Source organism: Kribbella sp. NPDC051718, assembly GCF_040681515.1.
Taxonomy (GTDB): domain Bacteria; phylum Actinomycetota; class Actinomycetes; order Propionibacteriales; family Kribbellaceae; genus Kribbella.
Map to the genome: position 1 here is coordinate 620,283 of NZ_JBFAYZ010000005.1, position 23,774 is coordinate 644,056.

The following is a 23,774-nucleotide window of genomic DNA, read 5'->3' on the forward strand; positions in this document are numbered from 1 at the left end:
GAGCGTGCTCGGCCGGTATCCGGACATGTCTGTCAGGCCTCTTCCTCGGTGGCTGCCTGGGCGCCCGCGGGCAGCCGCAGGGCCAGCGACTCGCGCGGTGCCATCGGCTCCGGGCCGCGGACGACGACGACGTTGCGCAGCGACTGCTCCATCGGCGGCGCGGCGTCCGGCTCGACCGCGGCGCGGCCCAGCACGGTGGCCCGCAGCAGCCAGCGCGGACCGTCCACGCCGATGACGCGCGAGGTCTGGCTGAAGATCTGTCCTTCGGGGTCCTCGACCGGTACGACGAGCACGAGCTCGGTGCCGAACGGCCCCTCGGTCTCGGACGCCGTGCCACCCATCCGGGTCGCCTCGGCGGCGATCTCGCGTCGTACCTCCGACCAGATGCCGCTCGTCTTGGGCGCCGCGAACGCACGCAGCTCCAGCGCGGAGTCCTCCAGCACCAGCAGGACCGCCTGGACGTCGCCGCTGGCCTCGTCGACCTGCAGCCGCAGCTCCATCCCGGGCAGCCCGGTGACCACCAGCGCGCCGAGGTCGATCCGGTCCTCGGCCTCGAGCGACTCCGGGTCGATCTCGGTGGAGTCGAACGGGCCGGCGCTGCGCCCGACCGGCGCGGCCTCCTCGGCGTCATCGCCCTCGACGACGTCTTCCTCGTCGCCGAAGAAACCGCCGGTGGTCGGCTCGTCGTCGTTCTTGCCCTTGCGACGGAAGATCACTGCTCAAGCCCTACTTCCATAGTCATCTGGCGGCCGTGAAATCAGCCCGCCGTAGTCTCGCGCATCGCGCAGGTCAATCGCGTGCACCTGATCAGCGTGTCACACCGCCGAAGCCGCCGGTCGAGCCGTGGCCTCCCTCGCCGCGATCCGACCCCGGCAGCTTCGTCACCTCGACGAACCGGGCCCGCTCGACCCGCTGGATGATCAGCTGCGCGATCCGGTCGCCACGCTTCAGGGTGATCTCGGCAGCCGGGTCCAGATTGATCAGGCACACCTTGATCTCGCCACGGTAACCCGCATCCACAGTGCCCGGCGCGTTGACGATCGACACCCCGTGTTTCGCGGCCAGCCCGGAGCGCGGGTGCACGAACGCGGCGTACCCGTCCTGCAGCGCGATCGCGATCCCGGTACCGACCAGTCCCCGCTCCCCTGGCTTCAAGGTGATGTCACTGGCCGCCACCAGGTCGGCACCCGCGTCGCCAGGGTGCGCGTACGCCGGTACCGGCAGGTCCTCGTCTAGCCGCTGGATCAGTACCTCAGTCATGGGAGAGGACCCTACCGACGCCGCCGGACACCGGGCGTGCCAGGCTGGTGTCGTGGAGCAATACCGGGAACGGCTGAGCGTGCCAGTGAGCTGGTGGGTCATCGCCACTGCGGCAGTGATCACCTTGTACGTCATCACTGCTGTCCCTGCCGGCGTCATAGCGGGCGCAGCGGTCGGCGGGATCGCTGCTGTCCTCCTGCTCACCCTGTTCACCCGGTACGGCGGTGCTGTGGTCGCCGTCGACTCCGCGAAGCTCCGGGCCGGCCGTGCCGCGATCGAGCGGCAGTACCTCGGCAAGGTCGAGCCCTTGTCCGGCGAGGACGCCCGCAACGCGTTCGGCCGCGACTGCGACCCTGCTGCCTTCCTGGTACTACGCAGCTACCTGCCGGGCGCAGTACGAGTCGAGATCACCGACCCGCGCGACCCGGCACCGTACTGGCTGATCGGCACGCGACACCCTGATCGGCTGGCAGCGGCGCTCACCGCCGACAGCGTGGCAAGATCCTGAACAACGGGACCTAGGAGGTAGTCGTGGTCGGAGCCAAGATCGGCTGGAAGCTCGTGCTGATGGCGTTCACCATCGTGGTGTCGCTGGTCGCCAACAAGGCGGTGACGACGGCCTGGAAGATCGGGTCCGGCGGCAAGCCACCCAAGGGCAACCAAGCCGGCTACATCGAGATCGTCACCTGGGCGGTCGCCAGTGGCGCCTCGGCCGCGGCTGCCAAGCGGTTCGCCGAGGACCGTGCAGCGAAGTACTGGCTGAAGTCCACCGGCAGCCTGCCTCCCGGCTACGAGGACAAGCCGAACTCCTGACGCAGCGCCTCGGCCACCGGGCCACCTGGGCGCTCACGGAGCTTCCCGTCGACGTACACCTCCAGTAGGTCGTCGTAGAACGACACCAGCCCCGCGAGCCCCTTGACCTCCTTGAGCGGTTCCAGATAGCTCCACATGAGGTTGTCGACGTAGTAGGTGGCCTTGCCTTTGTAGGCGCAGGAGGTCACCAGATCGGTCGGCTCAAGGGCGGCGAGGACGTCCTCCCGCGGTAGGTAGAACCGCGTCGGAAGACTCGTCTCGAACACCAGCGTCGGCCTACTGCTCTCAGCGAGCACCTGACCGTCTCGCTCGACCCGGACCGTCCGCGAACTCGGCCTGACCGCGACGGTGTGGTACGGCTCCCGGGCGTGCGCCACCAACCGCTCGTCCTCCTCGTACCACTCGTCGAACGCCTTGAAGTCCAGTACTACGTACTCCGCCAGGTCCAGGTCATCCGGCCGGAAGGCCGCTCCTGCCAACCCGTCGACGTCCATCACCTGCCCGGCCGTCGAGTGCGCCAGGAACGGGATGCCCGGGTGCAGGATGCCCGCCGGCGGCGGTACCGGCTCCACCGACGATGGGGTCAGCGGAGCGTGCAGCTCGGTCGCCGGTACGGCATACGAGGGGACCACCCGGCGCGGTTCCCAGACCAGGATCGCCCTGACCGTGTCCACCAGCTCATGACCGTCGTGCCGGATCCGTACCCGCATCTCGGTCGGTTCGTGGCGCAGCAGCCCCAGCCCCTCCGCCCAAAGGTCTCGCATCTGCTTGCTCATACGGCCAGGCTAGGAGCCTCGCGGCCCTCTGGACATCGGTAAGAGCTACCTATCCGAAGACATGACAACGGGACCGTCCCCCTCGAAAGGGGACGGTCCCGTGAGTCGGTACGGACTCAGCCGAGCAGGGCGACGATGCTGTGGTTCAGGCAGCGCAGTCGCGGCAGATCAGCTGTCCGTTCTTGCTGTTCGCGAGCTGGCTGCGGTGGTGAACCAGGAAGCAGCTCGAACAGGTGAACTCGTCGGCCTGGCGCGGGAGCACCCGCACCGCCAGCTCTTCGTGGCTCAGGTCCGCGCCGGGCAGCTCGAAGCTTTCAGCAGCTTCCGCCTCGTCCTCGTCGACCTTGCCGGAGTTCTTGTCGTGACGGCGAGTCTTCAGTTCCTCGATCGACTCTTCGCTGGAGTCCTCGTCCGTCTTGCGCGGGGCGTCGTAATCAGTCGCCATGGTGTTCCCTGCCCTCTTCGTACCCGTGGTGTTGCCTGCTGAGCCCTTGAACGGGTAAAGCGGCCGAGAAATTCCGCGATGGAAGCTCTCGTCCCCCGAAACCCTTGACAGACAGGCTGGCAGCGGTGTCAGTACCGCCCCCGAGGCAGGGATTGTGCCCTATCAACGGGCCTTCGCGCGCGTCGGGGTCCATCTTCCGGCCCGCGTGTCGCAGATTGAGACAGGACCGAACAGCCGAATGCTCATTAATGCGTACTAGCGCGCACTAACGAGCAGTTTTACGATCTGAGTGGGTTGGCGGCAGCGAGCGCATCGTGCAGCGCGCTGAACACGGCCGGGGTCGCCGCGATCGACATCTCGGGCGAAACCGGCGCTCCGCCGATACCGCCGACGGTCGCACCCGCCTCCGCCGCGATCAGGGCGCCCGCGCCGTAATCCCACGGGTTCAGCCCCCGCTCGTAGACCGCGTCCAGCCGGCCGCAGGCGACGTAGCAGAGGTCGATCGCGCCGACACCGATCCGGCGGATGTCCCGGACCTTGGCGATCAGCGATTGCACAACTTCGGCCTGCACCAGGCGGCGGTCCGGGTCATACCCGAAGCCCGTCCCGACAAGCGCCTTGCTCAGGTCCGGGCAGTCCGAGACCCGGATCGGCTTGCCATCGAGGAAGGCCCCGCCACCGAGCGTCGCGGTGAACATCTCCCCCTTGGGCGCGTCGACGACCACCCCGGCGACCGTCTGCCCGTCCACCTCGACAGCGATCGACACGGCGTACGTCGGGATGTCGTACAGGTAGTTGACCGTCCCGTCGATCGGGTCCACGACCCAGCGGACGCCGCTGGAGCCGTTGACGTCGTCGCCCTCCTCGCCGAGGAACGAGTCGTCCGGCCGGGCCGCCAGCACCCGGGCCCGGATCTGCTCCTCCGACTCCCGGTCGACGGCGGTGACGATGTCCGTCGCGGTGCTCTTCGTGTCGGCCACTGTGACCGTGCCCCGGCGTCGCTCGACGATCAGCTGGGCTGCCTCGGCGGCGACCTCGACCGCCAGCTTCAGCAGGTCCTGGGGGTTCTCGGAGCTCATACGGATTCCTTAGCTGCCGGTGCGGCGGGTTCGTTGGAGGTAGGCGCTCCGGGGCGGCGGAGGGCAGGACAGCAGTCAGGGCGGCAGTCGTCCCACCCGGGGCCGAGCTTGCCGAGGCAGGGGCGGGCAGGCTGCTCGCCGCGCTCGGCGGCGGCCCGCTCGAGGATCAGGTCGCGCAGCATCGTCACGAATCGCGGGTCGGTACCAGGGGTGGCAGCACGCGCCATCGGCAGCCGGAGCTTCTCCGCAGTCGCCAGTGCCTCGGTATCGAGGTCGTAGATGACCTCCATGTGGTCACTGACGAACCCGATCGGCACTACGGCGACACCCGGCACCCCGTCGGCCGCCAGCGCCTCCAGGTGCTCGTTGACGTCCGGCTCCAGCCACGGCACCTGCGGCGGGCCGGAGCGCGAGCAGTAGACCAGGTCGGTCCGGCGCTCGACCCCTGTACGCCGCTGCAGCTCCGCGGTGATCTCGGCGGCTACGTCCAGGTGCCAGCTCACGTACCCGTCGCCCTGGGGGCCACTGGTCTCGTTCATCTTGTTCGGAATGGAGTGCGTCACATATGCGATCGCGGAGCCCTCGGGCAGCTTGCTCAGCGCCTCGGCGGTGGATTCGACGAAGGAGCCGACGAAGCCGGGGTGGTTCGCATAGTGCCGCAGCTTGTCGATCCTTGGCGCCCCCTCGACCGCTGCGGTCGCATCGGCCAGGTTCTCCCGGTACTGCCGGCAGCCGGAGTACGAGGGGTAGGCGCTGGTGACGATCACCACAGCCCGGCGTACGCCGTCGGCCGTCATCTGGCGCAGCGTGTCGGTCAGGTACGGATCCCAGTTGCGGTTGCCCCAGTACAGCGGCAGGTCCAGGCCCACCTCGTCGAAGGACTCACGCAACGCTTTCAGCAGCTCACGGTTCTGGTCGTTGATCGGGCTGCGGCCGCCGAACGAGTAGTAGTGCTCACCGACCTCCACCAGCCGCTCGTCGGGGATACCGCGGCCGCGGGTGACGTTCTGCAGGAAGGGCAGTACGTCCGCGGGCTTCTCGGGACCACCGAAGGAGAGCAGCAGCACGGCGTCGTACGGGGTGGCGTCAAAGGCTGGATCAGGCGTCGGTTCGACGGGCATACCCCGATGATCCCAGGCGCGCTGCAAGCGGATGCGTGTGGTCCCCTCGCGGCGAGTTAGGGTGAAGCCGATTTCCTATGCTGAAGCCCTACGTACACCTCATGCGCCGCCCCGGCGCCCGTGCTTTCTTCGTTGCCGCGATCATCGGCCGGATGCCGATCTCGATGCTCGGCCTCGGCACGGTGATCCTGATCGCCCGGGAGAGCGGTTCGTACGGGTTGGCCGGCGCGGTCTCCGCCGCCGGGGTGATCGCGGGAGCACTGACCGGACCGATCCAGGGCCGGCTGGTGGACCGCTGGGGCCAGCGGTCGCTGCTCCTGGCCGGCACGACGCTCTGCACGATCGCACTGGGCGGCCTGCTCGTCGCCGTCCGTGCCGACGCGCCGTCCTGGGTGCTGTACGTCATCTCGTTCGTTGCCGGAGGCACCCGTCCTCAGGTCGGCTCGTTCGTCCGGGCCCGCTGGACCCATCTGCTCGGCCGGGGACGCGCCCTGCAGACCGCCTTCGCGCTGGAAGCCGTCGGCGACGAGGTCGTCTTCATCGTCGGCCCGGTCCTCGTCACCGCCCTGGCCACCCAGATCAGCCCGTACGCCGGCCTGGCGGCAGCCGGACTCCTCGGGCTTGGTGGCGGCATCTGGCTGGCCTCGTTGCGCGCCTCCGACCCGCCTGGTCGCGGCAGCGCGAACGGTACCGAGAAGGCACCACTCCCCTGGCTCTCCCTGCTCCTGCTGAGCATCATCGGGCTCGGTCTCGGCGCCACGCTGGGAAGCGCTGAGGTCGTCACCGTCGCGTTCACCGCCTCCGAGGGCAAGCCGGGCATGTCCGGCGTCGTACTGGCCGTGTGGGCGCTCGGGTCGCTGCTGGCGGGGCTCTGGTACGGATCGGTCCACTGGAAGGCACCGGTGGAGCGACGACTACTGCTCGGCACGATCGCCCTGGCCATCACGCTCGCGCCGCTGCCGTGGGTCGGCAACATCCTCGTACTCGGCGTCGTGCTGTTCGGCGCCGGCCTGACGATCGCGCCGACGATGGTCGCCGTCACCGCGTGCGTCGAGGAATGGGTACCGCCGCAACGGCTCACCGAGGCGATCACCTGGACCGTCACCGGCCTGCTGCTCGGCGTTGCGCCAGGCAACGCGGCGGCCGGACATGCGGTCGACGTCTGGGGCGCCTCGGACGCGTACTGGGTGCCGGTCACCGTCGGCATCACGTGCGCCCTGATCGCCAGCGTCTCAGTCACCTTCGCCCGCCCGAAAACCCGCTTCGCCCACAACTGAGGTTGACTCTCCCCTGACGGGAGACCCGAGGGTGGTTGGCATGGACGAACTCTTCTCGATCGGCGAACTGGCGCGGCGGACCGGCTGGACGGTCAAGGCGATCCGGTTCTACTCCGATCGCGGGCTCGTACCACCGACCGACCGCAGCCCTGCCGGTTACCGCCGCTATGACCTCGCTGCCGTCGCCCGCCTGGAACTGATCCGCTCGTTGCGTGAGCTCGGCCTCGATCTCGGCACCATCCGCCGGGTCCTGGATCGCGAGATCGCGCTCTCCGACGTCGCGACGGCCCATGCCGAAGCGCTCGGGGTCCAGATCCAGACCTTGCGGTTGCGGCGCGCGATCCTGATGGTGGCTGCCGAGCGTGGCTCGACCCCCGAGGAGCTGAACCTCATGCACCGCCTGGCCCGACTCTCCGAAACCGAACGGCAGCAACTGCTCGACGACTTCCTTGCCAGCACCTTCGGACCCGATCCCGTGTTCGCAGGCATCCGGCAGACGCTCACCGCGGAGCTCCCGGACAACCCGTCGGCGGAGCAGGTCGAGGCCTGGATCGAGCTGGCCGAGCTCTCGCAGAGCGCTGACTTCCGGACGGTCGTCCGTTCCATGGCCGCCGAGTACTCCGCGGCTATGTCCCGGCCGGGAACGCTCCGTGAACGTGCTGCCGGGTTGCAGCAGGCAGCCGTCGATCCGCGCTGGAACCGCTACGTGGAACTGCTTGCCGTGGTCAACGGTTGGGAGCCGCCCGCGCTAAGTCATGCGGGGTAGTGGGGCGTTCCAGCCTCGGCGGATGGCGATGAAGCGGATGAGGAAGCAGACGACGGCTGCCGCGAGGGTGGTCCAGGGGGCGTCGTAGTGGAGGGCGTTGACGACGACCACGATGCCGGCGCCGAGGAATGCCGGGGTGGCGTAGATCTCGCTGCGCAGTACGACGGGGACGCGGCCGGACAGCAGGTCGCGGATGACGCCGCCGCCGATGCCGGAGATCGTGCCGACCAGCGCGGCCGACAGCGGCGGCAGGCCGTACTCCAGCGCTTTGCGGGCGCCGGTCACGCAGAACAGGGCGAGGCCGGCCGCGTCGAAGATGTTCACCAGGCGCTCGACCCGGCCGATCCCGGGATGCAGGAAGAACGTGATCAGCCCGGCGGCCACCGGCACCACGAGGTACCGCCAGTCGACCAGCGCGGCCGGCGGGGTCGCGCCGATCAGTACGTCGCGGATGAACCCACCACCGAGCCCGGTCACCAGCGCCAGCACCTGGATCCCGAACACGTCCAGCTTCTTGCGTACTCCGACCAGCGCTCCGGTGATCCCGAACACGAAGATCCCCACCAGATCGAGCACATGCAAAGCCCATCCACTCACCACCGCACCGTAACCGCCCACCCCGGCCCGCACGAAAACCCAAGGCACCGCCACGCCGACCGCCCTACGCTTCCCCCATGAGCGGACCACCCGAAGTCGACTACACCGCCACCTCCGCCCGCCCCGCGTGGAGCGCTCTCCCACCGTCCCTCCGCTCAGCCCTAGAAGTTGCCTTAGGCACCAAAGTCCTAACAGCCGCCCCCTCCGTCGGCTCCGGCTTCACCGGCGGCTTCGCGGCTCCCGTCCAACTAGCCGACGGCCGCCAAATCTTCGTCAAAGCCGCCGACGACTCCCAACACCCCTACAAGGCCTACCAACGCGAAGCCAACCTGGTCCCCCGCCTCCCCAGCAGCATCCGCGTCCCCCGCATCCTGGCCACAGCCCACGCGACAGCGCCCCGCACCACCGGCGGCACGGCGGGCGCCACCGCCGGTGGCACGTCGGCCGTCGCCACCGGACCGGCCGACGCCTCCACCAAGGGCGCGACAGCTTCCTCCTCCACCCCCGCGACCGAGGGCGAAGCCCGATGGTTCGCGGTTGCTTCGGAGCGGATCGAGGCTCGGATGCCCGGGATGCCGTGGACTCCAGAAGACTTCGCGACGGTGACTGCGACTCTCGAGCAGATGGCCGTGGTGCTCACTCCGAGTCCGTTCGACGGGCTCGAGCCCTTCAGCGCCACGATCGAGGGGAGCGGCTTCCCGCGGTACCGACCGGCCGAGATTTTGGCCGGGAAGGAGCCGATGCCCGAGGGATTCCAGCCGTGGTTGCCGGATCGGCTCCAGGAACTTCAGGAGTTGGTCGAGTTGTACCCGACCGCCCTGGCACCCACCTCCGCGATCCACACCGACATCCGGCCGGACAACCTTCTGATCGACGCCGGTAACACCTGCTGGACCGTCGACTGGAACTGGCTGTCGCTCGGCCCCGCCTGGTTCGACTGGGTCGGGCTGCTCCCGCTCGCCCACCGCCACGGCATCGACACCCTCGCCGCCGTCAAAGCCAGCCCGCTGACCGCCGACGTACCGCCGGAGCACCTCGACTGCTTCGCCGCCGTCCTCGCCGTCTACTTCATCAACCGGCTCGACGCCCCACCGCCGCCCGGCTGCACCCCGGAGATCCGCCGCCACCAGCGCCTCTACGCCTGGGCCTACTTCGATTGGCTCGCCATCAGGCGCGACTGGGCATAAAGCCCTAGATTGTATACATGAGCAAAGGACCCACGACCCGGTTCAAGGTCGAGGTGCAGGACGGCACCAAGACGTCCCGCCGCGAGGACGTGGTGGTCACCGAGGAACCGCTCGAGCTCCGCCTCGAGTGGCCCGGCCGCCCGCCCGAGCCGCTCGTCATCACCATGCGCACCCCCGGCTCCGACTTCGAGCTGGCCGCCGGCTTCTGCCTGGGCGAGGGCTTCGCGGTACGCCCCGACGCGATCAGCACGGTCGCGTACTGCACCGACGTGAAGCTCACCCGCGAGCAGCAGTTCAACACCGTCACCGTCACCTTCGACGGCCCGCCCGACCGCGAACCACCCCAGCGGTACGGCGTCACCTCGGCCGCCTGTGGCGTCTGCGGCCAGCAGAGCCTCGACGAGCTCGCCGAGCGCCAGTACGACCCAGTCGACCCGGTTGAGGTCCCACTGGACGTAGTACTGCGCCTGCCCGACCTCCTCCGCGAGGCACAGCCCACCTTCGGCCGTACCGGCGGACTGCACGCGGCAGGCCTCTTCACCCCCGACGGCCAGAAGGTAGTGGTCCGGGAGGACGTCGGCCGCCACAACGCGGTCGACAAGGTCGTCGGCTGGACCGTGCTCAACCAGCGCAGCCGCAAGGGCCTCGTGCTCGTCGTGAGCGGCCGGATGGGCTACGAGCTGATCCAGAAGGCGGTAGCGGCCGGCATCGGCATGATGGTTGCCGTCGGCGCGCCGTCCAGCCTCGCCGTCGATCTCGCCCGGCGGTTCGGCGTCACCCTCGTCGGCTTCACCCGGGGTGACCGCTGTGTGATCTACAGCTCACCGGACCGGGTGCTGCGCTGACCCATCCGATGGCCATCGCGCTCCGAAGTACAGGCGACCGTTCCAACCGAGTCGGAGGAAGCGCCTTGTGAGCGAGGAGACGGCCTTACCGTGGCCGCGGGTGGTCAACGCGTCCGCCGGCAGCCCGGCTGACCTGATGGCCCGGGTGGCACGCGGCGACACCGACGCGTTCGCCGAGCTGTACGACCAGATGGCACCTCGCGTCTACGGCCTGATCCGGCGCGTCCTGCGCAACCCGGCCCAGTCGGAGGAGGTGACCCAAGAGGTGATGGTGGAGATCTGGCGCACGGCGACCCGGTACGACGCCGACCGCGGCTCGCTCACCTCGTGGGTCCTGACGATGGCGCACCGCCGGGCGATCGACCGGGTCCGCTCGGAACAGTCGTCGACAGATCGGGAACAAGCGGTCGCGGCGGCGAGTTCGACCACGGAGTACGACGAGGTCGCGGAGGCCGTGACCACGAACCTCGAGGTCGAGCAGGTCCGGCACTGTCTGTCCTCGCTGACCGAGCTGCAGCGGGAATCGGTGACGCTGGCCTACTACGGCGGATACTCGTACCGGGAAGTGGCGGAGTTGCTCGACGCCAAGCTAGCGACGATCAAAGCACGCATGCGCGACGGCCTGATCCGGCTGCGCGACTGCCTGGGTGTGACGGGGAGGTGAGGGCCATGACGACACCGGAAGTGCACGCGCTGACCGGTCCCTACGTATTGAACGCACTGCCCGAGGACGAGCGGATCAACTTCGAGGAACACCTCGCCGATTGCCAGTCCTGCAGCGCGGAGGTCGCCGAGCTGCGCGAAGCGGCCAACAAGCTCGGTACTGCGGTCGCCACCCAGCCACCGCCCGCCCTCAGGGCCCGGGTCCTCGCCGAGATCGCCGGCACCCGGCAACTGCCGCCGCTGGTGCGTGCCGAAGTACAGGTCGAACTCCCCGCGCCGGTACGCCGCAGGTCCTTCAACCGTCGCTCGCTGTTCAGCCTGGCCGCGGCCGGGATCCTCGTCGCCGGGGCCGGTGGCATCGCCGTCGACCAGTACCGCGACAGCTCCCGCGAGCACCAGCAGAACCAGCAACTGGCCGCCCTGCTGGCCGAGCCGGACGCCAAGACCGTCCACGGCAACCTGAAGGACGGCGGCCAGGCTGCCGTCGTGATGTCGCCCAGCAAGGACACCGCGATCGTCCTGCTCAACAACCTGCCGAAGTTGCCCAGCGGCAAGACCTACCAACTCTGGCTGAGCGACAAGTCCCAGGTGATGCACTCGGTCGGCGTGACCACCAGCGACGGTCAACAGGTCATCCGCGGCGGCGTGGTCGACAAGATCGCCTTCGGCCTGACCGTCGAGAACAAGCCCGGCGCCACCGAGCCAACCCTCAGCACGGCCAGCGTCATTCCGATGGTCTGACCAGAACTCAGCGGCGTTCCGGGGAGTCGGCGAGCAGCTCGTCGATCTCCTGGCGCGCCGACTCGGGCAGCGGGCCGAAGTCGATGGCTGCCGCGTGTTCGGTGACCTGCTCCGGGGTTCGGGCCCCTGGCAACGGGATGATGATCGGGTCCAGCGCCCAGAGGTAGGCGAGCGCGCCCTGGGTCAGGGTGCGGCCGTCCGTCGTGAGGATCTCCCGGACGGATTCGAGGCGGCGCAGCCAGTCGGCCATCGCGTCGTCGTCGAAGTAGGTCCACCAAGGAGTGTCGCGACGGACGTCGGTCTCGGCAGGCCGGTTCGACAGGTCGTACTTGCCGGTCAGCAGGCCCATGGCCAGCGGCGTGCGGGCCAGTACTGCGAGGTCGTACTCGTGGGCCGTCGCCAGCACCTCGGGGTCGTGGCCGAAGACGTTGAGCTGGGACTGTGCGCTGATCGCCGACGACTTGCCGTACGCCGCGATCACCTCGGGCTTGTCGACGCTCGTGCCGAACGCCTTGAGCTTGCCCTCGGCAACGAGTTCCTCGAGAGTCGCCACCACGACCTCGGCCTCGGCCGCCGTGTCGGCGCCACCGTGCATCTGCGTGAGGTCGAGCGCCTCGACCCCGAGCCGCCGCAGGCTTCCCTCGGTGGCGGCCCGGATCGCGGCCGGCGAGACGTCCTGCCCCTCGGCTACCCGGGTCGTCTCGTCGAAGACGTTCCCGAACTTGGTCGCCACGATCACCTCGTCGCGCACGCTGGCCGGCAACCGCCGCAACGCCTGACCGACCACCTCGCTGTGCCCAGCGCCGTACACGTCAGCCGTGTCCAGCAACCGGATCCCGGCCTCGATGGCCGTGTGGATCATCCGGATGCTGACCTCGTCATCCACCTCACCCCACCCAGCCTGCCGACCGGACGCCACCCACGGCCCACCGATCGCCCAGCATCCAACTCCCAGCGCGCTCGTACTACGCCCGCCGAGCTCCCTACTCATTGACTCAGTCATCAGCTTCCTCAAAGTTCAGTCGCGAGGCGGCGGGTCGATGCCGTCCTCGGCGGCCTGGTAGGCCGCAATCTTCCAGTCGATGACCTCGAGGTCGGCCTCCAGTTGCTGCAGATCGGCGAACACCTTGATCCGGTGCTCCCGCAACAACGCCAGCCGCCCGGCCCGATCCCGGTCGCCCTCGCGCACATGCCGCGTGAACCGCCGTACCTGCTCGATCGGCATCCCCGTCCGCCGCAACCGGATCAGCACATCCAGCAACCCGATACTGAGCTGATCGAACCGTCGCCGCCCACCACCGTCGCGCGGCAGCTCCCCGAGCAGCCCCTCACGGTCGTAGTACCGCAACGTGTCGATGGACAGCCCGGTCAACCGAGCCGCCGCACCGATGGTCACCCCACCATCCGGCACCTGAATCGAGGTCATGCCCTTAGCCAACTACCTGGAGTCCACTCCAGGTCAAGCCGATTCAGGACTCGAGTTTGATGTACGTCGCGCGCGGAACGTACTCGTACCGGTCCGGCATGCAGGTGAGGATGATGACCTGGCCGTGGTCGCCGGCCCGCCCGAGCAATGCGCCCATGTCCCGTAGCCGTGCCTTGTCGGACCAGCCGAGAGCGTCGTCGAAGATGATCGGAACGCTGCCTTCACCCGTGCTCACCAAGTGGCTGATGGCGAGGCGCGTGATGATGGCTAGCTGCTCCTGAGCGCCCGTCGACAACGCTTCGACGCGGAGCCGGGCGCCGTCCAACTCGCGCTCGGCGACGGCGAGGTCGTCGTCCAGCCAGACCCGGAACGACGGGCCGTAGACGCTGCGGCCAAGCGCCTCGATCCTGGTCTGCAACGGCTCCGAGTACTTCGTCTGCGCCTCCGCGCGATGCCGGCCAAGGGTCTCGTAGACCCGGTGGGCCGCGTCCGCGCGACGTTTCAGGCTCTCGTGTTCGGAGCGGATAGCGGCCAGATCCAGCTCGGCCGTGTCGCGCCGGGTCGCCAACCCGTCCCGCCCGGACTGCTCCAGCCTGCCCTCGGTCGTGCGCAGTGAATCACGCAGTACGTCCCGCTCACCCTGCAGCCGCGTCGCAACGGCCAGCGCATCCGCCAACTCACCGGCGACCCGATCGGCGCCGGCAGCGTCGACCTGCTCCTGTACCGCGGTCAGCTCCTCGAGCACCGCCTCAACCTCACCGGTGGCCTCAACCTCGGCCCCCTCGACGTCGTCATCAGCGAGCAACGAACGAGCAGCCTCCAGCGACTCGATGGCGGCAGCCAACCGCTCCCCCGCCAACTCGGCCCGCGCCCGCGCCTGCTGCGCCTCCGACCGGTCCTCGTCGGCCGCCTTCCGCGCCTGCGCCGCCGCGTACTCCGCGTCCGCCAGCAGCGACTCCGCCTCGGCCAGCCCGCTCCGCGCGTTCTCCAACCGCCGTTGCGCGACCGCCAACTCGCCGACATCCATCGGCTCGGGGATCTCCAGATCCTCGAAATCGAAGGCGTTCTCATCCGGTTCGAACTGCTCGAACAGCGACATCTGCCCGGGCACGCTCACATCAGCGACCTGCTTCGGCGCCGGCTCCTCGACCGACTCACCCTCGACGAACCCGAGGCGCGAAGTCAGCAACGCGATCCGCTCAGCCGGATCCCCGCCCGACGTCAACGACCGCTCGGTACGCCGGGCCTCCTGCAACTCCGCCGACGCCAGATCCCCCTTGCGCAACAACTCCCGCGCGGCCGGCAGGTCCTTGACCCGGGCCTTCTTCAGCAGATCCTTCTCACGCCGGACAGCCTCATCCACCGCGGCCCTCAGGGTCGCTGCCTCGCCACCCGCGCGCACCCGAACCTCGACAGCACCCGGTACGCCGACCACCAACTCGCCAGACACCAGCAGCTCGACGACACCATCTTCAGCTACAGACGAAGGCACCTTCCCAGCCCCGGCATCCAACCCGGTCCCCGACAACTCGACGGCCTCGCCACCAAGCCGCCGTACCGAAACTTCCGGCACTCCGGCCGCCAACGCCGCCCGAGCCTCGACAACCTTCGCCCGTGCATCCTCCAACGCGGTGACCAACGCGTCGTCAACCAGAATCGCGTCGAGCACAGCCCCAGCAGCAGCGATCCGGGCCCGCACGTCGACCAGTTCAGCCTGCTGCCCCAGCAACCGATCCAGCTCGGCCCGGTCCATCAGCGACGAGACCAGCCGCTCCACATCCTGGACCTCGCCACGCCGCTCGTCCTTGAGCTCGACCACCTCGGCGAGCGCGGCCTCCGCAGCGTGAACAGTCTCGGCCGCCTTGCGAGCAGTCTGGTCGGCGTGCTTCCACCGCTCGGCCAGCTCCTCGTCGGCCTTGGTGAATCGCTCGACATCGGCCAGCAGCCGCTCGCGTTCGAGCCGGGTGCGGGTGTGGTTCTCCAACCGCGCGCGGGCAGTCTCCGCACGACTCCTGATCGAGTCCCGCCGGAGCAGGATCTCGTCGGTCGCCTTCTTCTTCTCGCGCAGCTCCTCGACCGAGACGAGGTGCGTGTCGAGCCGGCCCGAGAGGTCGGCCAGGTCGAGCGCGAGCCGCTCGGCGCGACGGATGTCGGCGAGCACCTCGTCCATCGCCTTCAACGCCTGCTCGGCGGCGAGCTCGGCCGCCGCGACGTGCTGCGCCGACTTGGCGAAGTCGCCGGTCGGGCGTCCACCACGGGTCCAGTAGCGCAGGTACTCGTGCTCGACGGCGGTGACCAATGGCATCGAGGCGCCGTCGACCGGCGTACCGGATTCCGCGGTGACCGCGGTGATCAGCGGCTCGGCGTCGGCGGGCGTCGGAAGTACCAGCGACTGTCCTTGGCCGACCATCAAGGTCTGCCACAGCACGGGATCGACGTTCTCGGCGAACAGCCGCTCGGCCTCGTTGTGCGCCTCGCGTCCGGTGAAAGTCTGCCGGCGGCCATCGGGGTCGACGACGGACAGCTCGGTGGAGCGGTTCTTCAGCCAGCGCTTCGTGTACGTCAGTTCGCGCCCGCCCAGCGTCAACTCGACCGTCACCTCGGGCGCCACGTCCTGACCGACCGGCTGGATGTCGCGGATCCGGGTGGACTTGGAGTCGTCGGGGAAGTCGAAGACCAGCGCGAACGCCTCGACCAGGCTCGACTTGCCGACCTCGTTGTCGCCGACGATCACGGTGGTACCGATGCCAGGCAGGTCGACGGTACGGTCCTTGACGCCACGGAAGTTCCGCAGCGTCAGTCGATGCAGCCTCATCCCGCGTCCCGCGCCAGTCTGTGCATCAACGTGAGGGCCGCGCCGGCACCCTCGTCGCCACCGGCCAGCGCCTGCCGCAACTCCTCCATCGCCGCCCGGGCCGGACCGCTCAGTTGCAGCGCGTCCAGATCCGCGGCATCGGGCGCCGGGCGGACGGTCCAGAACTTCGCCCACCGCTCGACACTGGCGAAGACCTCGCCCTGCGCGTCGACCATCGCGTCCAGCCGGCTCAGCAGCGGCAACGGCAACGACCCGTCGGCGGCGAGCCGGACGTAGGTCCGCTCCTTCTCGGGCAGCTCCGCGAAGAAGTCCTCCAGCGCGGTCAGCGACTCCTCGTCGTACAGCTCCGCGTGGTGCTCGACCATGTGCCAGGCACCGACCCGAATCGGCTCGACCTCGATCGTTTTGGCATCGAGCGTCACCTTCAAGACGTTGCCCGGATGCGTCTCCTCCGGCGCGGTGACCTCCTGCGTCCCGGAGAACCAGATCCGCTCGGTCACCTCGGTGGTCGAGTGCCGGTCGCCCAGCCCGACATAGTGCAACCGCCCGTCGGCGACAGCGGCTTCGAGCGCCGCCTGGTCGATCGTCGGTACGTCGGACATACCGCCGCTCAGGCTGGTCAGCTGCCCGTGCGCGAGCAGGATCCGCGTCGTTCCGGCCGGCGCGGGCTTCAGCTCGGCGTACCCAGGAGCTGCCGGATCGGACACCGGCCGCCGCGAGCGCCACGGCGCCCCGACGATCTCGACCCCCGGCACGATCTCGATCGGCCGGCTGTCCGTCACGACGACCACCTGATCCGGCGCATGCCCCAACCACTGCGCCGACGACCAGAGCGACCCCGGCTCGAGCGCGTCATGGTTGCCCGGCAACAACACCACCGGTACTTCGATCCGCTTCAGCGCTTCACAAGCGCGCAGGATCGTCTGCCGCTCCACCTGGTTGTGCTCGAACACGTCCCCGGTGACGACCACGAAGGCCGCGCCGGTCTCCTTGGCGACGTCCCCGATCCGCATGACGGCGTCCAGCCGCGCCTGGGCCCACCGAGCCTGACCGTCCGGCCCCAGGAACCGGCGCATCATGCCCAGCTGCCAGTCCGAGCTGTGCAGAAAGGTGATCGAGTCGTTCATCGCGCGAGAACGCTAACCCGGCGTGCTCACCTGCACCCAATCAACACACCCACAACCGCCCGAGTGCCCGCCATTCGAACACCAAATCGAGTTGAAGCGGCCGATCAGGGTCGCGAGGATCACTCCATGGACACCTATCTCGAGACCGGGCGGTTGGTACTGCGCCGTTTCACGGCCGGGGACGCCGAGTTGCTGGTGGAGCTGGACGCCGACCCCGAGGTGATGCGGTACCTGACCGGTGAGCCGACGCCGCGGGACGAGATCGAGCGGAAGGTGCTGCCCGAGATCCTGGCGCGGTACGAGACGCATCCGGGGCTGGGCAGCTTCGCCGCGCACGAGAAGTCGAGTGGGCGGTTCGTCGGGTGGTTCGGGTTGCAGCCGACCAGCGAGGCGGGGACGGTCGACGTCGGCTATCGGCTGAACCGCTCGGCCTGGGGTCAGGGGTACGCGACCGAGGGCACCCGGGCGCTGATCGACCAGGCGTTCGGTGCGCTGGGGATGACTCGCGTGATCGCGGACACGATGGCGGTCAACACCCGGTCGCGGCGGGTGATGGCGAAGTCGGGGCTCCGGTTCGTCCGGGTCTTCCACGTGGACTTCGACGATCCGCTGCCGGGGACGGAGTACGGCGAGGTCGAGTACGCGCTCTATCGCAGTACCTGGGAAGCTGGCGGACGTGCCTGACGACCAACGCCCGTACGCCGTACTGGACATCGACGCGACCCTGTCCGACACCAGTCAGCGGATCAAGTACCTGGAGAAGAAGCCGAAGGACTGGGACTCGTTCTTCGCGCACGCCAAGGACGACGCCGTACTGGACGAAGGGCTCGCGGTGGCGACGACGCTGGCCGCGGATCACGAGATCGTCTATCTGACCGGCCGGCCCGAGCGGCTGCGGCGGGAGACGCTGAAGTGGTTCAAGGACAACGGCTTCCCCGAGGGCAAGCTGCTGATGCGCGGCAACAACGACCGCCGCCCGTCGGCCATGATGAAACTGGCCCGGCTCCGGACCCTCGCCCAGGAGCGGCGGGTCGCAGTCCTGGTCGACGACGACGTCAAGGTCTGCGCCGCCGCGGAAAAGGCCGGCTACCCAGTGATGAGGGCCGACTGGGGACTCGATGCCGAGACCCAGCCGACCCTCTTCGAAGCTCAGGAAACCGAAGGACGTACCTGAGTTACTACTTGCTCAGTCCGACGATCAGTGTGTTCGGGTAGGGCGGGTAGGCCGGCAGGTAGAAGTTCTGCACCTTCGAGCCGTGCAGGAACGCGTTGCGGGCGTAGAGCAGCGGGACGACCGGGGCGTCGGCCATGATCTGCTTGTCCAACGCACCCCACATACCGGCCGCCTTGGCCCGGTCCTGCTCGCCGGTCGCGGCCGCGATCGCGGTGTCGACCGCCGGGTTGGAGTAGCGGGCCAGGTTGTACCCGCCGTTGCCGATCTCCGTCGATCCGAACAGCGGCTGGATGTTGCCGATCGCGCTCGGGAAGTCCGGCAGCCAGCTGGACACGTTCAGGTCGTAGTCGCCCTTGGGTCCGGTGACCCAGTCGAACAGCGCCTCGGACGGGATCGGCTTGATCGTCACGGTGATCCCGGCCCGCTTCAGGCCCTGCTGGATCGCCTGCGCTACCGGCGTACCGGACTCGGAGTCCGCGACGATGGTGAGCTTCAGGTTGCCGACCCCGGCCGCGGCGAGCATCGACTTGGCCTTCTCCGGGTCACCCTGCGGCGGCGCCTCGTACTGGTCGTACTTGCTGTAGCCGTCGATCCCCGGCGTGATCAGCGTCGTCGCGATCTCACCACCGAACTCCGGGCCACCCTCGGCCACCTGGACGGCCTGCTTGTCCACGGCGTACTCGATCGCCTTGCGGACCGCCGGGTTGGCCAGCGCCGGGCGCTTGTTGTTCATCGCCAGGAACATCAGCGCACCGGACGGCGAGGTGGCGACGCGCGCCTTCACGGCCGGGTTGCCGGTGACGCTCGGGATCAGCGCGGCCGGTACCGAGGTGCCGGTGGTGGCGGCGAACTTGTCGTCGCCGGAGTCCGAGATCAGCCGCTGGTTGATCACGTCGCCCTGCAGACCCATGTCGTAGACGACCGAGTCCGGCAGGCCGGTGCGCGCCTGGTCGGTGGACTTGTCCCAGTTCGGGTTGCGCTCCAGCTCGAGCTTCGAGCCCGGCGCGTACGACTTGACCTGGTACGGACCGCTGGCGGCCGGCTTCTCGCCGTAGTGCGCGGGGTCGGTGTCGGCCTTCTTCGGTACCGGCGCGAAGGCCGGCATGCTGGCGATCCAGGGCCAGTCACCGAAGGGCTTGTCCAGCTTGAAGACGATGGTCGACTCGTCCGGCGTCTCGATCGAAGCGAGCTCGCCGCCCTTGTAGGGACCGGTGTACTTCCGGCCGCCGGCCAGCAGCGACTTGTGGTAACCCAGACCGCCGGACAGCTCGGGGGCGAAGGACCGCTCGACGCCGTACTTGATGTCGGCCGCGACGATCGGCGAGCCGTCGGCGTACTTCAGGCCGGGCTTCAGCTTGTACGTCCAGGTCTTGCCGCCGTCGCTGGGCTGACCGATGTCGGTGGCCAGGTCGGGGACGAGCTCGGTGGACTTGTCCGGGCTGGTCTTCCACGACGTCAGGCCGCGCAGGACCAGGTGGATCGCGCTGATCCCCAGGCTCTGGCTCTTGGCCGGCTCGAGGCTGAGTTCCTTGCTGGTGGTGAGGATGTGGAACGTGCCACCCGGCCCGGCCGCCGCTGTGTCGGCGCCGCTCGGGGTGGATTTGTCATTGGCGTTGCAGGCGGTGACCGCCAACGCCAGTACGGCCGCGGCCGCGACCGCTCGGGTGGTGCGCTTCATGGTGTCCTCTCAGACAATGGGGGGTTCGAGAGTTCGAGATTTTCAGGGAAGTAGCAGGCGACCCGATGGGCGCCGCCGGCCACTGGTTCGAGTACCGGCCGGGTCGTCGCGCAGATGTCCTCGGCCTTGTAACACCGGGTCCGGAACGGGCACCCGGAGGGCGGATCGATCGGCGTCGGCACATCGCCCTTCAACACGATCCGGTCCCGGACCGCACCTGGGTCGGGGACCGGTACGGCGGACAGCAACGCGCGCGTGTAGGGATGCGCCGGCGACGAGTACACCTCCGCGGCCGGCCCCTCCTCCACGATCGTGCCGAGGTACATCACCGCAAGCCGGTCGGCGACCTGGCGAACGACCGCCAGGTCGTGCGCCACCAGCACGTAGGACAGGCCGAGCTCGTCGCGCAGGTCGGCCAGCAGATTGAGCACCTGGGCCTGCACGGAGACATCGAGCGCGGACACCGGTTCGTCGCAGACGAGCAGATCGGGCTTCACCGCCAGGGCCCGAGCAATCCCGATCCGCTGCCGCTGGCCGCCGGAGAACTCGTGCGGATAGCGCTCGAGGTGCTCCTCGGAGAGGCCGACCTGGTTGACCAGCTCGACCAGTTGCGCGCGGGTGGGACGAACTCCCTGCGCCCGGAACGGAGTAGTGAGGATCGTGCCCACGGACTGGCGCGGATTGAGCGAGGCCTGCGGATCCTGGAAGACCATCTGGATCTTCCGGCGGACCGGGCGGAGCTTGCGGCCACGCCACGTGGTCACGTTCTGGCCGCCGATGAACACCTTTCCTGCGGTCGGGTCGAGCAGCCGGGTCGAGAGCCGGGCCAGCGTCGACTTGCCGGAGCCCGATTCGCCCACCAGGCCGACGGTTTCACCGCGACGTACCACCAGGTCGACGCCGTCTACGGCCTTCACCGACTGCGAGCGCTGCCAGGGCGCGGTGCCGAGACCGAAGTACTTCTTCACGCCGTCGAGGCGGAGCAGTTCGTCCTGCGTGGCCGGCTCGGTCATGGGGTCACCTCCGGTCGGCGGCCGAGATGGCAGGCCGCCTCGTGATAGCCCTCGCCGGGCCGCGGGGTGAGCTCGGGCCGCTCGGTGACGCAGCGCTCCCCCACCCGCTCCGCATAGGCGCAGCGCGGCTGGAACGCACAGCCCGTCTTGATCGACCCGGGCGACGGCGGGCTGCCCGGAATCGTCGTGAGCCGGTGCCGGGGTGGTACGTCGACCCGTGGCATCGCGCCGAGCAGCCCGAGGCTGTACGGATGCGCCGCGCGGTAGAAGAGGTCCTTGACCGAACCACGCTCGGCCGCGCGTCCGGCGTACATGACCAGCACGTCGTCCGCGACCTCGGCCACCACTCCGAGGTCGTGCGAGATGAGGACGAGCGCGGTACCGAACTCCTTCTGTACGTCCTCCAGCAGCCGCATGATCTGGGCCTGCACGGTGACGTCGAGCGCGGTGGTCGGCTCGTCGGCGATCAGCACCTTCGGATCGTTGATCAGCGCCATCGCGATCACCACCCGCTGCCGCATCCCGCCGGAGAACTCGTGCGGATAGTCCTTCGCCCGTTGCGCCGCCGCCGGAATCCCGACCAGGTCGAGCATCCGGATCGCCCGCTGGAAGGCGTCCTTCTTCGAGACGTCGTGATGCAGCCGGTATGCCTCGGCGACCTGCCAGCCGACGGAGTAGTACGGATTGAGTGCGGACAGTGCGTCCTGGAAGACGAGCGCGATGTCGTTGCCGCGGATCCGGCGCAGTTCATCGGCAGGCAGGCCGACCAGCTCGCGCCCGCCCAGCAGCACTTCGCCGCGGACCTCGGCGTTGCTGGGCAGCAGGCCCATCACCGCGGCCGACGAGACACTCTTGCCCGAACCGGACTCGCCGACGATCGCCAGCGTCTGTCCGGGCGCGACCGCGAAGTCGATCCCCGCCACGGCAGGGACGGGGCCGCCTTCGGTACTGAAGGTGACGTGGAGGTCGTGGACCTCCAGAACGGGACGGTCAGCCATGAGTCACCCTCGGGTCCAGTACGCCGTGCAACAGGTCAACCACGAGATTGGCGAGGATCACCAGGAACGCCGCGAACAGCGTCACGCCGACCACCACCGCGACATCGAGCTGGCTGACACCACTGATCAGCAACTCGCCCAGGCCCTGCATGCTGAACACCTTCTCGGTCAGGATCGCACCGCCGAGCAGGCCACCGAGGTCCAGGCCGAAGATGGTGACGATCGGCACCAGTACACCGCGCAGGCCGTGCACGTAGACGACCCGGCGCTCGCCGGCACCCTTCGCCCGGGCGGTGGTGATGTGGTCGAGGTTCATCTCCTCGAGCATCTGCGAGCGGGTCAGCCGGATGTAGGACGAGGCCGAGATCGCGGCCAGTACCAACCAGGGTGTGACCAGGTGCCAGGCCCAGTCGACCGGGCTCTCGGTCAGCGGCACATAGCCGTTGACCGGGACCATGTTCAGCCAGAACCCGAAGACGAGGATGGCGAGCAGACCGACCAGGAACGCCGGGGACGCGACACCGATCAGCGCGGCGCCGACGGCGAGCCGGTCGAACAGCTTGCCCCGGCGCAGCGCCGCGCCGACACCGAGTGAGACGCCGACGATCAGCCAGATCACCGCGGCGCCGATCGCGATCGACGCGGTCACCGGAAGACGCTGCAGGATCAGCGTCGTCACCGGCCGGGCCAGCGGGAACGAGTACCCGAAGCAGGGCGCGTTGCACTGCACGGCGGCACCGCCCTCACCGAAGGTCCGGCCGGCCACGATGCCCTTCAGGAACGCGAGGTACTGCTGGATGGTGCTCTGGTCCAGCTGCATGAAGTGGCGTGCTTGCTCGAGCCGGTCCGGCGTACAGGGCTTGCCGCAGCCGAGCGTCGCCGGGTCGGCCGGGAGGGCGTAGAAGATCAGGAAGACGGCGAGGCTGAGGGCGAGCAGGACGAGCACGGTCGAGAACAGCCGGCGGATCAGGAACCAGGCGAGGTCGGGCATCAGTTCGTCCTCCGCAGCCGTACGTCGAAGGCGTCGCGCACGCCGTCACCGAGCAGGGTGAAGCCGAGGACCGCGATGAACAGCACGGCGCCGGGGAACAACAGCAGCCACGGGTCCGTACCGGTGTAGACCCAGACGATCGAGTCGGAGATCGATCGGCCGAGGTCCGGAGTCGGCGGTGGGATGCCGACGCCGAGGAACGACAGGCCGGCCTCCAGGCCGATGTAGCCGGGGACCGACATGGTCGCGACGACCAGGACCGGGCCGAGCAGGTTCGGCAGCAACTCCCGGGTGATCACGTGCCAGCCGCCCGACCCGACGCTACGGGCCGCCTCGACGAACTCCCGCGTCACCAGGGACCTGGCCTGGTTGCGGATCAGCCGTGCCAGGCCGGCCCACCCGAAGACACTGATCACCAGGATGAGCAGCAGCCAGCGCGGGAAGCCGGTCGGCACGATGATGCCGAGGGCAATCATGAAGACGAGCGACGGGAAGCCGAAGAGGAAGTCCAGCAGGCGGGACACGATCGCGTCGTACCAGCCGCCGAAGTACGCGGCGCTGATCCCGACCAGGGTGCCGAGCACGGTCGTGATGAGGGTGCAGGCGAGCGCGATGAACAGCGAGGTCCGCAGGCCGAGGACGACGATCGAGAACAGGTCGCGGCCGGTCAGTGGCTCCACGCCGAACCAGTGGTCGGCACTGAGGCCGCCGACCGCGCCTCGCGGGGCGTTGCCGCGAGCCGGGTCGAGCAGCCCGATGTTGTAGGTGTAGGCGTCCTGACCGGCCAGCTTCACCAGCAACGGCGCGGCGGCGGCGACCAGCACCAGGACGAGCACCAGCCATGCCCCCAACCGCGCACTCCGATCCCGTCGCACGCGACGCAACGCCTGACGGGTCGGTGAGACGGCCGCAGCGACCGAGGAACTCACTAGCACTCCTGACAACGATGGACTTAACCCCAAGCCGAATGACGGTAGGCCAG

Annotated in this window: 26 protein-coding genes; 10 read left to right on the forward strand and 16 right to left on the reverse strand. The window is 68.9% G+C overall.

The features are described from left to right. Nucleotides 1–32: 32 nt before the first annotated feature. Both AB0M15_RS22225 and dut read right to left on the reverse strand, forming a co-directional pair. Nucleotides 33–716 (reverse strand): DUF3710 domain-containing protein, encoded by a 684-nt coding sequence (locus tag AB0M15_RS22225; RefSeq protein WP_363822067.1) that lies wholly within the window; start codon nt 714–716, stop codon nt 33–35. Nucleotides 717–807: 91 nt separating this feature from the next. Next, nucleotides 808–1,260, reverse strand: coding sequence for a dUTP diphosphatase (dut, locus tag AB0M15_RS22230; RefSeq protein ID WP_343978306.1), 453 nt, complete (start codon nt 1,258–1,260; stop codon nt 808–810). A gap of 52 nt (nt 1,261–1,312) precedes the next feature. Between dut and AB0M15_RS22235 the strand changes: the two genes are divergently transcribed. Further along, a complete protein-coding gene (locus AB0M15_RS22235) occupies nt 1,313–1,768 on the forward strand; it encodes a DUF3093 domain-containing protein (RefSeq protein ID WP_363822070.1) in 456 nt (151 codons plus the stop codon). Between the two features lie 23 nt (nt 1,769–1,791). Next, a complete protein-coding gene (locus AB0M15_RS22240) occupies nt 1,792–2,073 on the forward strand; it encodes a DUF4235 domain-containing protein (RefSeq protein WP_363693496.1) in 282 nt (93 codons plus the stop codon). Here AB0M15_RS22240 and AB0M15_RS22245 read toward each other — a convergent pair. From AB0M15_RS22245 to AB0M15_RS22260, 4 genes are all read right to left on the reverse strand, one after another. Next, nucleotides 2,049–2,849, reverse strand: a complete 801-nt coding sequence (locus AB0M15_RS22245) for a DUF427 domain-containing protein (RefSeq protein ID WP_363822073.1) — start codon at nt 2,847–2,849, stop codon at nt 2,049–2,051. The two genes, AB0M15_RS22240 and AB0M15_RS22245, sit on opposite strands and share 25 nt — an antisense overlap. A gap of 145 nt (nt 2,850–2,994) precedes the next feature. Next, complete coding sequence (locus tag AB0M15_RS22250) at nt 2,995–3,294, reverse strand: DUF4193 domain-containing protein (protein ID WP_012921380.1); 300 nt, start codon at nt 3,292–3,294, stop codon at nt 2,995–2,997. 278 nt (nt 3,295–3,572) lie between these two features. Next, a complete protein-coding gene (locus tag AB0M15_RS22255; protein ID WP_363822076.1) occupies nt 3,573–4,373 on the reverse strand; it encodes an inositol monophosphatase family protein in 801 nt (266 codons plus the stop codon). Next, the gene (locus AB0M15_RS22260; RefSeq protein WP_363822079.1) at nt 4,370–5,494 is read right to left on the reverse strand and encodes a ferrochelatase; all 1,125 of its coding nucleotides are present in this window, start codon (nt 5,492–5,494) and stop codon (nt 4,370–4,372) included. Before AB0M15_RS22260 ends, AB0M15_RS22255 begins: the two co-directional genes overlap by 4 nt. A gap of 77 nt (nt 5,495–5,571) precedes the next feature. On the opposite strand from AB0M15_RS22260, the gene AB0M15_RS22265 reads away from it, so the two are divergent. Then, the gene (locus tag AB0M15_RS22265; protein ID WP_363822088.1) at nt 5,572–6,771 is read left to right on the forward strand and encodes an MFS transporter; all 1,200 of its coding nucleotides are present in this window, start codon (nt 5,572–5,574) and stop codon (nt 6,769–6,771) included. Nucleotides 6,772–6,811: 40 nt separating this feature from the next. Then, nucleotides 6,812–7,537, forward strand: a complete 726-nt coding sequence (locus AB0M15_RS22270) for a MerR family transcriptional regulator (protein ID WP_363822090.1) — start codon at nt 6,812–6,814, stop codon at nt 7,535–7,537. Here the strand turns inward: AB0M15_RS22270 and AB0M15_RS22275 are convergent. Further along, nucleotides 7,520–8,137 (reverse strand): trimeric intracellular cation channel family protein, encoded by a 618-nt coding sequence (locus AB0M15_RS22275; protein WP_363822298.1) that lies wholly within the window; start codon nt 8,135–8,137, stop codon nt 7,520–7,522. The genes AB0M15_RS22270 and AB0M15_RS22275 overlap by 18 nt on opposite strands. 74 nt (nt 8,138–8,211) lie before the next feature. Between AB0M15_RS22275 and AB0M15_RS22280 the strand changes: the two genes are divergently transcribed. From AB0M15_RS22280 to AB0M15_RS22295, 4 genes are all read left to right on the forward strand, one after another. Then, nucleotides 8,212–9,321, forward strand: coding sequence for a phosphotransferase (locus AB0M15_RS22280; RefSeq protein WP_363822093.1), 1,110 nt, complete (start codon nt 8,212–8,214; stop codon nt 9,319–9,321). 17 nt (nt 9,322–9,338) lie between these two features. Next, the gene (gene fdhD, locus AB0M15_RS22285) at nt 9,339–10,166 is read left to right on the forward strand and encodes a formate dehydrogenase accessory sulfurtransferase FdhD (RefSeq protein ID WP_363822095.1); all 828 of its coding nucleotides are present in this window, start codon (nt 9,339–9,341) and stop codon (nt 10,164–10,166) included. 67 nt (nt 10,167–10,233) lie between these two features. Next, nucleotides 10,234–10,830 (forward strand): sigma-70 family RNA polymerase sigma factor, encoded by a 597-nt coding sequence (locus AB0M15_RS22290; protein WP_363822099.1) that lies wholly within the window; start codon nt 10,234–10,236, stop codon nt 10,828–10,830. Between the two features lie 5 nt (nt 10,831–10,835). Continuing rightward, the gene (locus tag AB0M15_RS22295) at nt 10,836–11,570 is read left to right on the forward strand and encodes an anti-sigma factor (protein ID WP_363822103.1); all 735 of its coding nucleotides are present in this window, start codon (nt 10,836–10,838) and stop codon (nt 11,568–11,570) included. 7 nt (nt 11,571–11,577) lie between these two features. Here AB0M15_RS22295 and AB0M15_RS22300 read toward each other — a convergent pair whose 3' ends face one another. From AB0M15_RS22300 to AB0M15_RS22315, 4 genes are read right to left on the reverse strand one after another with little or no spacing between them, the layout of a single operon-like run. Then, entirely contained in the window at nt 11,578–12,573 is a 996-nt protein-coding gene (locus tag AB0M15_RS22300; protein WP_363822106.1) for an aldo/keto reductase, read from the reverse strand. Nucleotides 12,574–12,588: 15 nt separating this feature from the next. Then, on the reverse strand, nt 12,589–12,996 hold the full coding sequence (locus tag AB0M15_RS22305) for a MerR family transcriptional regulator (RefSeq protein ID WP_363822110.1): 408 nt from the start codon (nt 12,994–12,996) through the stop codon (nt 12,589–12,591). Between the two features lie 43 nt (nt 12,997–13,039). Continuing rightward, the gene (locus tag AB0M15_RS22310) at nt 13,040–15,811 is read right to left on the reverse strand and encodes an AAA family ATPase (RefSeq protein WP_363822115.1); all 2,772 of its coding nucleotides are present in this window, start codon (nt 15,809–15,811) and stop codon (nt 13,040–13,042) included. After that, a complete protein-coding gene (locus AB0M15_RS22315) occupies nt 15,808–16,938 on the reverse strand; it encodes a DNA repair exonuclease (RefSeq protein WP_363822120.1) in 1,131 nt (376 codons plus the stop codon). The genes AB0M15_RS22310 and AB0M15_RS22315 overlap by 4 nt, the downstream gene beginning before the upstream one ends. Nucleotides 16,939–17,064: 126 nt before the next feature. Here AB0M15_RS22315 and AB0M15_RS22320 point away from each other — a divergent pair, with 126 nt between their 5' ends. Next, complete coding sequence (locus AB0M15_RS22320; RefSeq protein WP_363822125.1) at nt 17,065–17,622, forward strand: GNAT family N-acetyltransferase; 558 nt, start codon at nt 17,065–17,067, stop codon at nt 17,620–17,622. Then, nucleotides 17,615–18,112 carry an HAD family acid phosphatase gene (locus AB0M15_RS22325; RefSeq protein WP_363822128.1) on the forward strand — a complete coding sequence of 166 codons (498 nt, stop codon included), beginning with the start codon at nt 17,615–17,617 and terminating at the stop codon, nt 18,110–18,112. Before AB0M15_RS22320 ends, AB0M15_RS22325 begins: the two co-directional genes overlap by 8 nt. Nucleotides 18,113–18,116: 4 nt before the next feature. Here AB0M15_RS22325 and AB0M15_RS22330 read toward each other — a convergent pair whose 3' ends face one another. Genes AB0M15_RS22330 through AB0M15_RS22350 form a run of 5 tightly spaced genes read right to left on the reverse strand, consistent with a single transcriptional unit; the run spans nt 18,117 to nt 23,721 of the window. Next, nucleotides 18,117–19,790, reverse strand: a complete 1,674-nt coding sequence (locus AB0M15_RS22330) for an ABC transporter substrate-binding protein (RefSeq protein WP_363822131.1) — start codon at nt 19,788–19,790, stop codon at nt 18,117–18,119. Then, nucleotides 19,787–20,803 (reverse strand): ABC transporter ATP-binding protein, encoded by a 1,017-nt coding sequence (locus AB0M15_RS22335; RefSeq protein ID WP_363822135.1) that lies wholly within the window; start codon nt 20,801–20,803, stop codon nt 19,787–19,789. Before AB0M15_RS22335 ends, AB0M15_RS22330 begins: the two co-directional genes overlap by 4 nt. Further along, a complete protein-coding gene (locus AB0M15_RS22340; RefSeq protein WP_363822138.1) occupies nt 20,800–21,801 on the reverse strand; it encodes an ABC transporter ATP-binding protein in 1,002 nt (333 codons plus the stop codon). Before AB0M15_RS22340 ends, AB0M15_RS22335 begins: the two co-directional genes overlap by 4 nt. Continuing rightward, nucleotides 21,794–22,792, reverse strand: a complete 999-nt coding sequence (locus AB0M15_RS22345) for an ABC transporter permease (protein WP_363822141.1) — start codon at nt 22,790–22,792, stop codon at nt 21,794–21,796. Before AB0M15_RS22345 ends, AB0M15_RS22340 begins: the two co-directional genes overlap by 8 nt. Beyond that, nucleotides 22,792–23,721, reverse strand: a complete 930-nt coding sequence (locus tag AB0M15_RS22350; RefSeq protein ID WP_363822144.1) for an ABC transporter permease — start codon at nt 23,719–23,721, stop codon at nt 22,792–22,794. Before AB0M15_RS22350 ends, AB0M15_RS22345 begins: the two co-directional genes overlap by 1 nt. Nucleotides 23,722–23,774: the final 53 nt, after the last annotated feature.

Coding starts and splice junctions, on each gene's coding strand:
- dut (WP_343978306.1), bottom strand. CDS start 1,260: ATGACTGAGGTACTGATCCAGCGGCTAGACGAGGACCTGCCGGTACCG.
- AB0M15_RS22245 (WP_363822073.1), bottom strand. CDS start 2,849: ATGAGCAAGCAGATGCGAGACCTTTGGGCGGAGGGGCTGGGGCTGCTG.
- AB0M15_RS22250 (WP_012921380.1), bottom strand. CDS start 3,294: ATGGCGACTGATTACGACGCCCCGCGCAAGACGGACGAGGACTCCAGC.
- AB0M15_RS22255 (WP_363822076.1), bottom strand. CDS start 4,373: ATGAGCTCCGAGAACCCCCAGGACCTGCTGAAGCTGGCGGTCGAGGTC.
- AB0M15_RS22260 (WP_363822079.1), bottom strand. CDS start 5,494: ATGCCCGTCGAACCGACGCCTGATCCAGCCTTTGACGCCACCCCGTAC.
- AB0M15_RS22265 (WP_363822088.1), top strand. CDS start 5,572: ATGCTGAAGCCCTACGTACACCTCATGCGCCGCCCCGGCGCCCGTGCT.
- AB0M15_RS22270 (WP_363822090.1), top strand. CDS start 6,812: ATGGACGAACTCTTCTCGATCGGCGAACTGGCGCGGCGGACCGGCTGG.
- AB0M15_RS22280 (WP_363822093.1), top strand. CDS start 8,212: ATGAGCGGACCACCCGAAGTCGACTACACCGCCACCTCCGCCCGCCCC.
- fdhD (WP_363822095.1), top strand. CDS start 9,339: ATGAGCAAAGGACCCACGACCCGGTTCAAGGTCGAGGTGCAGGACGGC.
- AB0M15_RS22295 (WP_363822103.1), top strand. CDS start 10,836: ATGACGACACCGGAAGTGCACGCGCTGACCGGTCCCTACGTATTGAAC.
- AB0M15_RS22300 (WP_363822106.1), bottom strand. CDS start 12,573: ATGACTGAGTCAATGAGTAGGGAGCTCGGCGGGCGTAGTACGAGCGCG.
- AB0M15_RS22305 (WP_363822110.1), bottom strand. CDS start 12,996: ATGACCTCGATTCAGGTGCCGGATGGTGGGGTGACCATCGGTGCGGCG.
- AB0M15_RS22310 (WP_363822115.1), bottom strand. CDS start 15,811: ATGAGGCTGCATCGACTGACGCTGCGGAACTTCCGTGGCGTCAAGGAC.
- AB0M15_RS22315 (WP_363822120.1), bottom strand. CDS start 16,938: ATGAACGACTCGATCACCTTTCTGCACAGCTCGGACTGGCAGCTGGGC.
- AB0M15_RS22320 (WP_363822125.1), top strand. CDS start 17,065: ATGGACACCTATCTCGAGACCGGGCGGTTGGTACTGCGCCGTTTCACG.
- AB0M15_RS22330 (WP_363822131.1), bottom strand. CDS start 19,790: ATGAAGCGCACCACCCGAGCGGTCGCGGCCGCGGCCGTACTGGCGTTG.
- AB0M15_RS22335 (WP_363822135.1), bottom strand. CDS start 20,803: ATGACCGAGCCGGCCACGCAGGACGAACTGCTCCGCCTCGACGGCGTG.
- AB0M15_RS22340 (WP_363822138.1), bottom strand. CDS start 21,801: ATGGCTGACCGTCCCGTTCTGGAGGTCCACGACCTCCACGTCACCTTC.
- AB0M15_RS22345 (WP_363822141.1), bottom strand. CDS start 22,792: ATGCCCGACCTCGCCTGGTTCCTGATCCGCCGGCTGTTCTCGACCGTG.